The organism is Streptomyces sp. NBC_00271, assembly GCF_036178845.1.
In the GTDB taxonomy this organism is placed as follows: domain Bacteria; phylum Actinomycetota; class Actinomycetes; order Streptomycetales; family Streptomycetaceae; genus Streptomyces.
This window is the reverse complement of record NZ_CP108072.1, coordinates 22324-36209: the sequence shown is the minus strand read 5'-3', so window position 1 is coordinate 36209 and position 13886 is coordinate 22324. Positions and strand designations below refer to the sequence as shown.

Sequence of the window (13886 nt, the reverse complement as noted above, 5' to 3'; positions counted from 1 at the left end):
ACCATATCGCTTCGCGATATGCAAGCGAACACCTGTGCTGCGCACAGGTGTTGCGCTCCCGCCCGCGTGAGTGCCCGCCGGGTCACTGCGTGACCCGGCATCAACTCGTGCGCTGCGCGCACGAGTTGGGCTCCGCTCCGCTGCGCTCCACGGGCCACGGCCGCGTTGCGGCCGGCACCGCACGCGCCCGGCACCGGGGCCTCCGCTGCGCTCCAGCCCCTCAAGTCCCGCACGCGGTGGGCAATGGCGGGAAAAGCGGCAGCAGTGAGGGGGTGGGGGCGGGCCGAATCGGGGGAGCAGGATTGGAGGTGACGGAGAGTCATTACAGCGTGAAGACGCAGGGTCAAGGGTGGACTTGGGATCATGATCGCGTGACCTCCCGTCAGGCTTCTTTCTGATTCCGATAGGGCCAGACTAACGGGATCGCGCCACGTTCGGGGGATTTTCCCGGTAGTTGCTGCTTCATTTTGAAGTAAGAGATAGACTCTGGAATCAGATAGCGGCACCACTGAGGGGGTGTGAGCCCTCCGGATCACGCTTCCTCTCACCTGATCGGTCCCGGTGATCCGGTCACGGGTGGCATCACCGTAGCCGATCGCACCACGCCTACGTGCAGGTTTCCCGTTCCCTGCCGCGTGAGGACACCCACCGACCTACAGGAGAAGGCAGATCGGAATGGCAGCAATGGAACTCCGTCCCCACCAGCGAGAAGCCGTTGACGCGGTACTGCGAGCCCTGGAATTGCCCGCAAGATCTCTTGTGCCGGAGGGTGGCCTCCGGACTCAGGTGATCATGGCTACCGGATCCGGCAAGAGCCTCGTGGCCACCCGGAGCGCTGAGGAGCTCCACGCGGGCCGGGTCCTGGTGCTCGTGCCCTCCCTGGATCTGCTTGCCCAGACCGAGGCTTCCTGGCGCGCTGGCGGTCGCACGGGCCCGATGATCGGGGTGTCGTCCCTGCGCGGGGAGGAGGTGTCCTTCCCGAACACCACGGACGTGGACGAGCTCGTGGAGTGGACCCGTCACCTGGACAAGGTCACCCTGTTCGCCACGTACGCCAGCCTCGGGCTGGGCACGCTGGAGCGGGCGCATCAGGGGGGCCTTGCGGGGTGGGACCTGATCGTCGTGGACGAGGCGCACAGGGTTTCGGGCCGGATCGGGAAGCCGTGGGCGGTCGTGCACGACAACACCCGGATCCCGTCCCTGCGTCGGTTGTACATGACGGCCACGCCCCGGTTGTGGCAGCTGGACGAGGACCAGGAGCCGGGCGGCGCGCCGGGTGAGCTGGTGGCGTCGATGGATGACGACCCCAACGGGTCCTTCGGCAGCAGGTGTTTCACTTTGACGTTGTCGGATGCGATCGACAGGGGCATCTGTGCGCCGTACCAGGTGGTGTGCGTGGACGTCACCGATACCCAGTTCCAGGCCGCCGTGCTGCTCGGTGTCGAGGGGCGGTCGGACCAGGTGCGCGGGGCCCGGCTCGCTGCGCTCCAGACTGCGCTGGTCAAGGCGTCTTCGGAGGAGAACTTCAAGCGCACGCTGGTGTTCCACCACGTCGTGAAGGAGGCCGAAGCCTTCGCGACCGGCCTGCCCGATGTCGCCGCGCAGCTGCGCGAGGCCGACCCCGACCTGTACCCGGCCACGGTCTGGGCGGACTGGCTGTGCGGGGAGCACAAGCCGCTCCACCGCCGGCGTGTGCTCGGGGAGTTCGCCGACGGGATCGCCACGGACGGCACGGTCGTGGAGAAGGCGTACCTGGGGTCGGTGAAGGTTCTCGGTGAAGGCGTCGACACCCGCAACTGCGACTCCGTCTACTGGGCCGACGTGCGCGGCTCCATGCCCGACCTCGTGCAGGCCGTGGGCCGCGCGCTGCGGATGCAGCCGGGCGAGGGCAAGATGGCCAGCCTCGTGGTGCCCGTGCTGCTGGGCCCTGGGGAGACGGCGGACAACATGCTGACCTCCCGGGCGTTCGGCGGCTTGGCGAAGCTCTTGGAGGCGCTCAGGGCGCACGACGCCCGCATCGTGGAGCAGCTGGCGCAGCAGCAGGCACCGAGCCGCTACAAGCCCGTCCAGAAGGGCGAGAAGGGCAAGGAGAAGGGTGCGGGCGAGGGCGGGGCTTCGGCTCCGGCGAAGGCGCTGTTGAAGTTCTCCACGCCGCGTGACCCGGCGCAGCTGGCGGCGTTCATCAACCTGCGGGTCCTCAACCCGGAACACGAGCACTGGAGGCGGGGCGTGGAGGCCTCCGTCATCTACGCCCGCGAGCACGGGGACCTGAAGGTGCCGTTCACGTTCCGCGTGCCGAAGGCACACGAGGCTCAGGCTGCGGGGTGGCCGGCCTCGCTGGCCAACTTTCCGCTGGGGCAATGGGTGGCCGATGCGAGGCGGTTCTACGCCCGCGGGACGCTGGACGAGGACCGTGTCGAGCAGCTGGAGAAGCTGGGCATGGTGTGGTCGCACTTCGACGTCGCGTGGGAGGAGGGCCTTGCTGCCGTTCGCGGGTGGGCTGCCGAACACGGCCACCTCCTGGCGCCGCTGGACGCCACCTACCAGGGTGCGAAGGTGGGCATCTTTCTGAAGAACGCGCGGGCCGCCGCTCGGAAGGCTGCCGAGATCGAGCAGCGGCGTGCCGAGGGGCTGCCCGTGGGGTCGTCGGCCGGCGCCCTGTCGGAGGACCGGCGGGAGCAGTTGGAGGAGATCGACCCGTCGTGGTGTCCCACCTGGCCGGTGGAGTGGCAGAGGGCGTTTCACCTCACCCGGCAGCACCTGGAGCAGGGCGGCGAACTGCCTACCGAGCCGGGCGAGGTGCTGGTGCAGTCTGAGGATCTCGGGCGGTGGGTGCGCGCTCAGCGTCTGGGCTGGGACAAGCTCACCGCCGTGCAGCAGTGGATGTGCGAGCAGGTCCTCGGAATCGAGCCCGCGACCGAGGAGGAGAAGCCGAAGCCGCGCCGTACGCAGGCCGACAAGTGGGCACTCAACTTCACCGCCGCCCAGCAGTTCTACGAGCGCGAGGGACACCTGCAGGTGCCCAGGAAGCACGTAGAGACCATCGTGATCGGCGGTGACGGTGGCGGGGACCATGTGGAGCGGCAGATCAAGCTGGGCGCCTGGATCGGTAACCAACGTTCCCGGGCTGCGACGCTCACGCCGGAGCGGGTGGAGCAGCTGTCCGCGATCGGGATGCGGTGGGCATAGCTGTCCGTCAGCCGCGGGTGTAGGGGTATGCGCAGGTGGCTGCTAAGCGCGAGACGTTGGCATGATCCACAGTCGTAGCTGTCCATCTGCGCTACCCGTCGCGTATAGGCGACTATCGGGGGAGAAGGCAGCGCCCCAAATTCTCGAGGTGTGACCGATTAGGGGATCGCAGACAACCTGCCTTGAGGAGGATTCCCACACGTGGATGGTGTCGACCGGGGCGAGGGTCTCTTCGCCTTCGTCGTCATCACCATCATCTGCAACACGCGAGCCTTGAGGGTCTGCATGGGCAACAGCGGTGAGCAGAAGACCGTCAGGTGAGAAGGACACCGCATGGATCATGCCGTTGGCATCAGTAAAGGGCTCGCCGGACATGTTGCGCGAGTCCATGTCCCACAGCTGTACTGCTCGGCTCGCAGTGGCGAGCCGTTTGCCGTCAGGTGAGAACGCCACGGCGGTGACGTCTCCAGCGTGGCCGTGCAGGGGAGCGCCGTCCTTCGCCAGCGTTTCCAGGTTCCATATCTGGACTGCACCGCCGGAGTGCCCAGTAGCAAGAAGTCCCTCTGTGGATACCGCGAGGCCGGCGCTGAGGCTGCCTCCGAGTTTCGACACGGCTTCAGGCTGTTCAGGGTCGGTGATGTCCCAGACGCGCACGGTACGTCCGGCACCGAGAAGAAGTCGTCCATCCGGGGAAAACGCGATCGTCCAAGCCTCGCCTGAACCGACAGGCAGAGGCGGGCTGATGCTGTGCCCGGTAGAAACGTCCCAGAGCATGATCCGTCCGTCCGCGCTGCCGCTCGCCAACAGCTTGCCGTTGGGCGAGAACCGGACCGCCTGTACCTGCCCGATGTGTCCGCCTACAAGCGCTCCACCCGAGCGCCGCTGCGCGATGGTGTCCCAGAGCTGAACAGTCCGGAGGCCGTGACCGGTCGCGATGAGCTGGCCGTCCGGCGAGAAGGCCACATCCCAGACTCCCTCAAGCCCTTCTGCCATAGGGAACATCTGGATCCGCTCACCGCGGCGCATGAGGGAAAGTACGACTTGTTCTGCGAGCCCATCAGCGCTCACGGTCTCTGCGGTTTGGGAAGCTCGTCTCGGAGAACGGGTCTTGTGGTGCTCCTTCAGCTCCTGAACGCGACGCCAGCGCTCGCGCCAGAGCGGAATCTCCGGATGGTTCAGGGGTGCCTTGTCGCCCGTGTCAAAAGTAAGGAGCACTCGGACCAAGGCCATGTACACCTCCGACCCCGGGTGCGTCCTACCGTTCAAGACGGCGCTGACCGTTGCCGTCGACACGCCAGCCATGGCCGCTATCTGCTTCAGGTCCGGCCGCTGAGACAGGTGGCCTCTCAGCTTGCGCAGCTCCGCCGCCGACGTCTCTAGTTCCGCTTGGTAGGTCTCTCCGACGCCGCTCATGCCCCACCGCCTTGCCATGCCGTGACCATCACGCCCCCGGCACATCAGGCTAAGCGTGAAGTGCTGAAGTTCGGTGAAAATCGCTGAAGTTCAGCGAAGAACAGTGCACATCACTGAACGATTCACTTCTTCAGCACCATCAATGCTTCTTCGCGCTGTGCTGCCTCATCAGGCTCTTTGCGCTGCACTACCAACACGGCACGGCTGTCGTCGAAAACGGCGACGGCCCCCTGGTGGCCAGGGAGCCGTCTGCAGAGGACCGAACATCCCCGACGAAGGAGAAGCTCATGTCCAAGCCCGAGCGTATGGGCAACAGCCCGGACCCGGAACCCCTCCCAACGCCCTCGAAAGCCCGGTGGGTCCGGCGTGCCCGGCAGCTACGGAACGAGGCGGGGCTGCATCTGCTCCGAGGCGCCGCAACCGCGGTCGGCGGCGCCGTCGTCGCGTACGGCGGCCTCTGGATCCAGTCGCGCTGACAGCGGACGAATGGACCGGAGCATGGCCGACGGCAGGCTGTGCGGTCGTCGGCCCGCTACGGGCGATCCTCAAGCCGGGCGAGCAGGCCGGCAGCCGTGGCGACTGCCGCAACTGCGTCGGCGCGGGTCCAGTTGAAGTTCTCGGTGTTGCCCGCGTCGTCGTGCGGGGCGCCGCTGAAGAGGTGGTAGGCGCTCTGGGTGAGCACCGCCCAGCGCTCCTCCTGGTCCCGGTCGTCCTTCTTCGTCTTCGACAGCGCCCGCGCGTTGACGTTCACGGTGTTGCAGGCGTCGCGTACGGCGTCGAGGGCCTGGCGGGCGAGGGTCACGGCGTGCTCGTAGCGCTGGCCCTGGATGGCGGTCTTGGCCTCGCGGATCCGTCGTGCGGCGATGGCCCGGGCCTCCACGGTGGTGATCGGGATGAGGACGTCGACGAAGGCGCCGGCATCGAGCTGGGTGAGGGCGTTGCTCCACGTCGCGTGCGGGACGCGGATGATCTCCTGGTCGTCGGCGACGGGCCAGTGCTTTGTCTCTGCCAGGGCGGTCAGGGAGAGTTCGGCGCGCAGGGTCAGGTCGTTGCCCGCCCGCGTCTTCTCCAAGCCGTGCAGTTGCCGGTCGGTCACGCTCGTCTCAAGCGTGAGGCTCGTGGCGAAGGACTTCAGCCCGATCGGCCTCGGGGTGTGGAGGACGCCGATCCAGCTCGCGGGGCCTGGCGTCTCGTGCGCCCAGAGGGTGCCGGAGACGAGGAACGGCGCGTCCACGGTGTAGTTGCCGAGTCCGGTCACCTCGAAGGTCAGGGCGAGACGGTGCGTGTCCCAGCCCGGGAAGAAGTTGACGTTGTGCTGTGCCCGGATGTTGACGCTGTAGTCGTTCGAGCCGAATGCGAAGTTGGCCATCGCTCCTCGCCTGGTTGCGCTGTTGCCTGATGATGGCAGGCCAACTGTCCCCGGCGGCAGCGGTTTTCCCCGTCGGCCGCATAGGGCGACGGACTACCACCCTTTATCGTCATGACGACGATAAAGGGTGGTAGGGTGTTCCGCGAACGGGCGATACAACGCGTTCGGAGCGTCGCCCGTGAAAGGAGTTCCTCCCATGGAAACCGACGGCACAGCGCCAGAGCCCCCCGCGCAGGCGCCTCTCTTGGTACCGCCCGGCCGCATCCTGGACGCCAAGACTGCGCTCGCCCTGAACGTCCACGCCAGTCCGGGGGTATACGCGCTCCTGCTCGGGTCCGGGATCTCCCTGCCGTCCGGCGTGAAGACCGGATGGGGCATCGTCGAAGACCTCGTCGGCCGCGTCGCCGCCATGCAGGACCCCAACGACGCCGATGCCGCCGAGAAGGCGGTCGCCGACCCGGTCGGCTGGTGGGCGCAGCACTACGACGACGTCCTCGGGTACTCGGGCCTTCTGGGCGCTGTGGCCCCCACGGCAGCCGCTCGCCAGGCGCAGCTCGCCCGGTACTTCCAGCCCCAGGAAGACGATGAGCCGGGCGCGAAGGGTCCCACTCCCGCCCACCACGCGATCGCCCAGCTGGTGAAGCGGGGAGGTGTCCGCGTCATCCTGACCACCAACTTCGACCGGCTCACCGAGCGGGCTCTGGAAGAGGCGGGTATCTCGCCCCAGGTCATCAGCCGGCCGGGCCAGATCGCGGGGATGATGCCGCTCCCCCACGCCCCGGTGACGGTGATCAAGCTCCATGGCGACTACGCCGCTCTGGACCAGCTCAACACGGTGGACGAGCTGGAGACCTACGAGCCGGAACAACAAGAGTTGCTCAAGCGGGTCCTGGACGAATACGGGCTGATCATCTGCGGCTGGTCCGCGGACTGGGACACGGCGCTCGTCCGGGCCCTGGAAGGCGTGCGTCCCCGCCGGTATCCGATGTTCTGGTCGTCCTTCAGCACGCTCGGAGAAGCCGCGAAGCGCCTGACCGCCCAGCACAGCGCCGCCGTCATCGAGGGCATGACGGCGGACGAACTCTTCACCGACCTCGAGCGGCGCTTCGAGGCCCTGGACCGGATGGCGACCCCGCACGTCACCCGCGACATTGCCGTCACCCGCCTCAAGCGTGCCCTGCCCGACCCGGTGCGCAGGATCGAGGCCTCCGACCTCGTCCACCAGACCGTCACTGACATCCTCGACAGAACCGCAGCAGCGGCGCGTCCTCTGGGCGGCCCCGTCTTCGACGAGAGCGTGCGCGGCTACCGGGCCGACTGCGACGTCCTGCTGCACCTTCTGGCCCACGGGGTCTTCCACGACGACGGAACCCATGACGCCCTGTGGCTACGCGCCGTCGAACGACTCACCCGCATGCGCAGCAGCTTCTCCGGCGCCTTCAACGAAGCGCTGGAGGCACTGAGGCACTACCCGGCGCTCTTGGCCACCTGGACCATGGGCGTCACCGCCGTCATCAGCCGTCGCGAGGAGTTCCTGGCGACCATCTTGGCCCAGCCCACCTGGAACACCCTGTGGGGCATGACACGTACGCAACCGCCGGCCGTCTACCTCAACCCCGTCCGCATCCTGGCAGCCGACCTCAACTCCGTGATGCCCTCGCCGGAGAGGCAGGTCCGGCGTTTCCCGCAGAGCGCGTTGCTGCGGCAGGAAGCACGTGAACCGCTGCAGGTCATCGAACCCGACGACACGGCTTACCAGACCGCCTGCACCCGCTTCGAGTTCCTCGCCTCGCTGATCGCCATGGACGACGACACACACACCCGCCTCCCATGGATCAGCCAGTTCATCGACGACGCGCACTGGGAGTACGACACCAGCATCGCCAACACGATCAAAGCCGAACTCACACCAAACTGGCCACTGCTCCGAGCAGGCGCGTTCGGCGGCAACGTCGAACGTGCGCAAGCGGCCTACGAACGCCTTGTCGAATGGCGGGCACAGAACCCGCGGCTCCGCTGGTAGAGAGCCCCGGGTCGAGCACCACAGACCACTTCAGAGCCCGCGCACGACACGGCCGGGGTCGAGCCGTGCGGCGACGCGGCCGTACCGCAGCAGCTGCGCCGCCCGGACCGTCTGCTGGCAGCGCGGGAGTACACCAGCAGGCGGCCGGTGCCCCAGGGGCGCAGGCTGATCCTGTGGAGTGGCCCGTAGACGTCGCCCTGGCCCGCCCCGTGACGCAGCTACCGACGGGCCCATGGGCCTACGAGATCAAGGTCGATGGCCACCGGACCGTGCTGTGGCGGACCGAGGACGGGGTCCGGCTTCAGTCGCGGACCGGCCGCGACGTCACCGCGGTCTGGATGGATCTGGCCGTGGCCGCCATGCGCCTGCCGCCCGGCGTGATCCTGGACGGCGAGGCGGTCGTGTACCTCGCCGACGACGACGGCAACGCGCGGATCAGCTTCGAGGCGGCGCAGTCCCGCGCGCTCTCCAGCCCCCGCCGCGCAAGGGAACTCGCCGCCCGGCACCCTGCCACGTACGTGGCGTTCGACGTCCTGGCCCACCCTGCGGCGGGCTCCCCCGACCTGCGCCCGCGCCCGTACACGGAGCGCCGCCAGGTCCTCCTGGACGTGCTCGCCGGCGTAGGCCCGCCGATCGTGCCGGTGTGGTCGACCACCGACCTGGACGAGGCCCTGCTCTGGTACGAGACCCTCGAAGGAACGGGCGTGGAAGGAATCGTCGCGAAGCCGCTGCGAGGGGCCTACAGGGCAGGCCGGGTGTGGGCAAAGATCAGGCACGCGGACACGGTCGACGCGGCCGTGGTCGGGTTCACCGGCACCGCCCGGCACCCGAAGATGCTCGCCGTACGGCTGCCCGACGGACGCGTAGCGCTGTCCCAGCGGCTGACCACCGCGCTCTCCTCCGTCGTCGCCCCGCGCTTGGTCCCCCAGACCGGGCGTGCGTTCACGAAGGCCGGCGACTCCTTCACGCCCGCCGGGGGCGATGCCGTGGTGGAGGTCGTGGCAGGCACCACCCGGCACGCGGTCGTCACCGTGGTCCGCCTGCGCTGACCCGACCGCGGTCATGGTCGCCGCCGTGGTCGGCCCGACCACGGCGGCTGGTGCTCCTGCGCAGAGCCGCGCATTTCAACGACCCGTCAGCCTGGCTTCTCCCGGTGAGCGCACGTCACGGACGATCGGTGGACTCGATGCTCTCCGTGAAGTTCTCTCGCAGGTACTCGTGGACCGCTTGCTCGGGAACGCGAAACGAGCGTCCGACACGGATCGCGGGAAGGTGACCGGAGTGAACCAGGCGGTAGACCGTCATCCTGGAGACCCGCATGACAGCGGCCACCTCCGCGACGGTCAGGAAGACCACCTCGCTGAGAGGGCGTGCTGCCTCGCGCCGGATCGGTTGGTCAGCGCTCTGCGGACGGTTCCCGCGCCGTTCCTCCTTCGGCAGGGACATCATCATCTGGACGACCAGCCGTGTCTTACGTCGGGCCAGGCTCTGCTCATCAACGTCCACCACGGCTTCGGTCTGGTGCAGCATGTGCCCGATCAGAACATCGGTGTCGAGGGTCCGCTCCTGCTCGTTCTCCGTCATACCTGCTCCCCCTCTCCCTCTCGCGACGCGCCCGCCTCGACTGATTCAGCTTCCAAGAGTCCGCCTACGGCCTCACGAAGCGCCTGGCGGGCCTTGGACACGTGTTTGCGTACTCCCGACGCCTGGATCCCCAGCAGTTCCGCGATGCGCAGCACGGACTGTTGCTCAATGAAGTACAGCAGGGCCACTTCCCTGCGCCTGGGCGGGAGTTCGCGGATCACCTGCCAGCAGCGGTCCAGGTCGTCCCGCGCGATGACGGCGTGGGCCAGATCAGGGCTGACCCAGTCGTACAGCCGCTCCACGTCGGCGTGCAACCGATCTCCCAGCGTCTCCCGCCGGATGCCGTCGATCCACCTTCTGCGGCACACACTGCGCAGCCAGTTGCGGCGCTCTTCCACGCTCAGGTCGGCAAGCGACTTCTCCCACTGGAGAAAGGCGGCCATGAACGTCTGCTGCACAAGATCCTCGGCTGCGGCCTGATCCCCGCCAGTCCGCACCACGGCGTAGCGCGTCAGGCCGATCGCTTCCCGCTCCCATAAACCGGAGACCGCTTGCACCTTCTCCTGGCCTCGTCGCGTCACACCTGTTTCCCCCTGATCCGTTTCTGATGGCGCTCCGACATGCACCTGCATGGCAGGCCCCCCGCGCCCACGCTCCTGGACCACCACAGTGCCGCCAGGAGCGTGGCGTACCAGCGCGATCAGGGTGGCTCTGCGTTGCCATTCCGCCAGGAAAGCAGCAGCAGACGCAAGAGCCGCGAGCAGACATAACGGCACCCAGAACCCGGGGTGCGCAAGGACGGGCCCCAACCAGCCGGTCCCGTGCTCTACGAGAGTGTTCACACCAGGAAGTCGAACGAGCGGCCCGAGTGCTGCCTCTGATGCTCAAGATTTTTTGGCCGGGGTGCGAAGCGCCTGTGGAAGTCTTGCCCGGCACTACCCGTTGGGCTCCTGCCACATGTCGAGGTAGCAGCGCAGCCGTACGCCGGGCTGGCCCACATCGTGGGTCGTGTTCTGTGCGGGCGACGTCGCCCACCGCTCAGCAAGTAGTTGCTGGAAAGCGAGCGCGGTGTCGTCGTCGGCGGCCGCGACGTCGACGACGACCAGGCCCGGCTCACTCACGTGCACCTCGTTGATCGGGTTCATGTACGGCACTACGCCCGGGCGCCCGGGGAGGGTTCCGCCGCGGCGGTGTCTTCACCCGACCGAGTGCGGGTGATCAGGGGCTGTCGCCGCCCCAGTCCCAGCGGGCCGGGTCGCCGGGGCGCGGGTCGTACAGCGCCCGGCCCCCGGGGCCGAACTGTCCGAGCTCCGTGAGGAGGGAGACACCGTCGTCGATCTCCTCCGGCCTCCAGCCGGTGATGTCGAGCAGCAGTCCGTCCAGCGGCCCGCCTACCAGTTCGGCGTAGCGCCGTCCCGGCTTCGGGCCCGGGTGTTCGTGGTCGGCTCCGTAGATCCGGCCGCGCAGCAGCTGCTCATCGTCGCTGTCCATGCCCTCCAGCCTCGCAGCCGCCACCGACAACGCGGGCTTGCCCAGGCGGCCCTGGGCAAGCCCTCGGGTGCCCGGAGGCTGCCAGGTCAGCTGCGCCAGCGTCCGAGCCAGCCGCCGGCCTTCGATGCCTGCGCCACCTCCGGCTCCTGGCGCTCCTGCTCCTGGCGCTCGTGTTCGGCCTGTTCCGCCTTCCGCTCCGCCTCGATCGCCCGCGTCTTGCAGTCGTCGCACAGGTGCGGGTGGCTGTCCGCGCGGCCCCAGCCGACCGTGGTGCTGGCCTTCCACCGGTCGTCGGTGAACTTCTGCCCGCAGTCCCCGCACACCGGGCGCTGAGTCTCTCGTTCGGCTGCTTCCTGTTCTTGGCGGCGCCGCGCGTCTTCGGCCCGGCGGGCGAGGGCGGCATCCCTGCGGGGGTTGCCGATCGCGTCCCAGAGGTTCTGGTAGCCCTCGCGGCCGAAGCGCCAGAACGCGGGCCCGGCCAGGCCGTGCTCGCACAGCAACTCCAGCGTGGTCGCCACGATCGGCATCTTCCCGTCGTAGATACGGAAGCCGCCCTCTGCCCACCGTCCCTGCCAGTGCTCGCGGGTAAGGTCGGCGACCCGCTCCATCTGCGTCAACGCGGTCCGCTTGCCGACCTGGTGGAAGACGAGCACGACCGGCGGGTGCGATGCGTCGCCCCACCGGGGATCGGGCGCGGACCAGCGAGTGCGCCACATCGGCTTGTCCTGGCCGTCGGTGTCCTTCACCTTGCGGCGGAAGTGACGCATGTACTTGTCGAACTTGGCCGCGATGACCGGGGCTTCCTCGGTGCAGTTGTCGGCCTCGATGAACAACAGCGGCAGCCCCGCCTCCGGGGCGATGAGGACGATGTCGGCCCACGCACATCCCACGCCGGGGTTCTTCCACGTGCCCGTCGCCGGGAGCGCGACCTCGGTGGCGTAGGAGGTGATGCTGCCGATCCCGTCAGGCGCGTCGACACAGGCCCGGGCTGCCGCGACGGCTTCGGCCGGCTCACCGGCCACCAGATCCAGGTCGGGCTTCGGGCGGATCATCGCCAGGACCGTCTCATTGACCGTCATCGCGTGCGAAGCCCCCGAGCGGCCCGCGCTCTTGGGCATGCCGCCCATCTCCTCCGGCCCCCGGTCCAACTCGATCGCGGCAGCGGCCAGCCCGTCCTTGGTGAGCAGGCGCACCTCCTCCCCGCCGCGGGTGCGGCCGCCGTCGACGGACAGGCCATGCCTGCGCAGATCGTTGAGCGCGCCACGGTGGGAGGCGGTGCGCGCCTCCTTCCGCACAGCCGCAGTCTTCTTCGTGGTATGCCGGTACGTCAGGTGCGGTGAGGACAGCCGCTGGATCTGATCCGCCGTCGCGGCCTTGAGCACCCCGAGCGCGCGCAGCACATCGGCGCGCAGGCCGGTCGACGATCCCGCCTCGTTCGTCTTGCGCTTGCCCGCCATCAGCCCCGCCCTCCCATCGTCCGCGGCCGGCCACCGGCCGGGCGCCGGCCCCGCCCGGCCGCAAAGGGCACCAGGCGCGCCCTGAACCCGATGATCGCCTCCACCACTGACACCCCACCCCCACCTATTTCCCAGGGCTTGGTCAGTGAGAGGAGGAGAGAAGAGGGTTGTGACGACGCGCTACGGCCCCGAAAAGTCGTGGTGGGCTGGGGAAATGCGGTCAGCGCGGGTGCCGGGCACGGAAGTGGGTTCGGCAGTGGGATCGCAAGCGCCGGCGGCAGGAGACTGCGGCGGCTTGCCCAGCCGGCCAGCCCTCCCGGCGCTGGGCGCGTGGTGCGCTGGTCGGCCGCGCGGTCAGGGTGCGGCGGGCGCCTGTGTTCGGTCATCATCCGGTCTCTCCCTTGTGCGTTCGCGTCCTGCACCGGCCCGGTGACGGCCGGTGGAGCGCCCGCGCGAGGGAGAGCCACCCGATGGCTCGGTGGCTGCTGCATGCCCCTCCTGCGGGCGCGTGGCGGCCATCGTGAACACCCACCCCTTGTCCGCGACCTGGTGGCGGCCGGTAGCGAGGTCGGTCTAGGAGAAATGCCGGGCTGCGGCAGCCCGCGCCAACTTGGACAAGGGGTGCGTGGTCGGCCCGACCACGACTGGACAAGGGGTCATGGTCGGGCCGACCAGACTCGACAAGGGGGCCCGCTTCAACCCATACAGCACCAGTTCGGCCTGGTTTGGAGACGGGGGAGAAATCTCCGGACTTTATCCACAGGGGCGCGGCCTGAGCATCAGGTCAGTCGCCGTGATCGGCACGGCGGCCAGCCTGTTGAGGAGATCCGAATGCCGCACCTGGAGCAGCTCCGCACGCCGCTGACCCCCGAAGAGGTGGAGCTCGCCTTCGAATACCTCTTGGCGATACAGGACCACAGCGAGCACGCCCTTGCCACCGTCATCGATCGAACGAACGCCGTTCCGGCACCGACCGGCCTCCTGCTGCGGCTGGCTGAGGACATCATCATCCCCGTCACGGACCTGGCTCCCGATGCCGATCCGTGCGCGGACTCCTTCGCCCTGGACGAGGTCGGGGGCGTCCTGCTGGCCACGCTGGAGGAGTGGACGCGTGAGTGCGTCCCCAGCGCGATCTGGGGCATCGCCAACACCATCATCCGGTTCACCGAGAACGTCCTCCGGCAGGAAGGCGAGGACACCGTCGACACCCTGAAGACGATGCGCACCGAGCACCTGGAGCGGGCCCGCGCGGCGTAACCCCTCCGTGGCCGATGCGCACCTGGTGCGTATCGCGCGGCGGTCGGTGCGCATCCGGTGCGCACCACCACCGTGTAGTGCGCACCGCCGCCCAGATCTGGTG

The 13886-nt window shown here is 68.5% G+C and carries 12 protein-coding genes; 5 read left to right on the top strand and 7 right to left on the bottom strand.

Annotation, left to right across the window (positions count from 1 at the left end; genetic code table 11):
- Positions 1 to 675 precede the first annotated feature (675 nt).
- Positions 676 to 3189 carry a DEAD/DEAH box helicase gene (locus OG798_RS56305; protein ID WP_328760658.1) on the top strand — a complete coding sequence of 838 codons (2514 nt, stop codon included), beginning with the start codon at positions 676 to 678 and terminating at the stop codon, positions 3187 to 3189.
- A 42-nt stretch (positions 3190 to 3231) separates the two neighbouring features.
- Here OG798_RS56305 and OG798_RS56300 read toward each other — a convergent pair whose 3' ends face one another.
- Complete coding sequence (locus OG798_RS56300) at positions 3232 to 4602, bottom strand: WD40 repeat domain-containing protein (RefSeq protein ID WP_328760656.1); 1371 nt, start codon at positions 4600 to 4602, stop codon at positions 3232 to 3234.
- Between the two features lie 287 nt (positions 4603 to 4889).
- Here OG798_RS56300 and OG798_RS56295 point away from each other — a divergent pair, with 287 nt between their 5' ends.
- Complete coding sequence (locus OG798_RS56295) at positions 4890 to 5078, top strand: hypothetical protein (protein ID WP_328760655.1); 189 nt, start codon at positions 4890 to 4892, stop codon at positions 5076 to 5078.
- A 56-nt stretch (positions 5079 to 5134) separates the two neighbouring features.
- On the opposite strand, the gene OG798_RS56290 is transcribed toward OG798_RS56295, so the two are convergent.
- Complete coding sequence (locus OG798_RS56290; protein ID WP_328760654.1) at positions 5135 to 5971, bottom strand: hypothetical protein; 837 nt, start codon at positions 5969 to 5971, stop codon at positions 5135 to 5137.
- Between the two features lie 196 nt (positions 5972 to 6167).
- Between OG798_RS56290 and OG798_RS56285 the strand changes: the two genes are divergently transcribed.
- Both OG798_RS56285 and OG798_RS56280 read left to right on the top strand, forming a co-directional pair.
- Positions 6168 to 7994 carry an SIR2 family protein gene (locus tag OG798_RS56285; protein WP_328760652.1) on the top strand — a complete coding sequence of 609 codons (1827 nt, stop codon included), beginning with the start codon at positions 6168 to 6170 and terminating at the stop codon, positions 7992 to 7994.
- Positions 7995 to 8167: 173 nt separating this feature from the next.
- Complete coding sequence (locus OG798_RS56280; protein ID WP_328760651.1) at positions 8168 to 9043, top strand: ATP-dependent DNA ligase; 876 nt, start codon at positions 8168 to 8170, stop codon at positions 9041 to 9043.
- Positions 9044 to 9158: 115 nt separating this feature from the next.
- Here OG798_RS56280 and OG798_RS56275 read toward each other — a convergent pair whose 3' ends face one another.
- The 5 genes from OG798_RS56275 to OG798_RS56255 all read right to left on the bottom strand — a co-directional run bounded on the left by OG798_RS56275 (position 9159) and on the right by OG798_RS56255 (position 12526).
- Positions 9159 to 9383: a helix-turn-helix domain-containing protein gene (locus tag OG798_RS56275; protein WP_328760660.1), complete on the bottom strand. Its 225-nt coding sequence runs from the start codon at positions 9381 to 9383 to the stop codon at positions 9159 to 9161.
- A 191-nt stretch (positions 9384 to 9574) separates the two neighbouring features.
- The gene (locus tag OG798_RS56270) at positions 9575 to 10210 is read right to left on the bottom strand and encodes an RNA polymerase sigma factor (RefSeq protein ID WP_328760650.1); all 636 of its coding nucleotides are present in this window, start codon (positions 10208 to 10210) and stop codon (positions 9575 to 9577) included.
- A 303-nt stretch (positions 10211 to 10513) separates the two neighbouring features.
- A complete protein-coding gene (locus tag OG798_RS56265) occupies positions 10514 to 10723 on the bottom strand; it encodes a DUF6207 family protein (protein WP_328760648.1) in 210 nt (69 codons plus the stop codon).
- Between the two features lie 73 nt (positions 10724 to 10796).
- Positions 10797 to 11069 carry a hypothetical protein gene (locus OG798_RS56260; protein ID WP_328760647.1) on the bottom strand — a complete coding sequence of 91 codons (273 nt, stop codon included), beginning with the start codon at positions 11067 to 11069 and terminating at the stop codon, positions 10797 to 10799.
- 86 nt (positions 11070 to 11155) lie between these two features.
- Complete coding sequence (locus OG798_RS56255; protein WP_328760645.1) at positions 11156 to 12526, bottom strand: replication-relaxation family protein; 1371 nt, start codon at positions 12524 to 12526, stop codon at positions 11156 to 11158.
- A gap of 831 nt (positions 12527 to 13357) precedes the next feature.
- On the opposite strand from OG798_RS56255, the gene OG798_RS56250 reads away from it, so the two are divergent.
- Positions 13358 to 13783, top strand: a complete 426-nt coding sequence (locus tag OG798_RS56250; RefSeq protein ID WP_328760643.1) for a hypothetical protein — start codon at positions 13358 to 13360, stop codon at positions 13781 to 13783.
- The last annotated feature ends 103 nt before the right edge of the window (positions 13784 to 13886 follow it).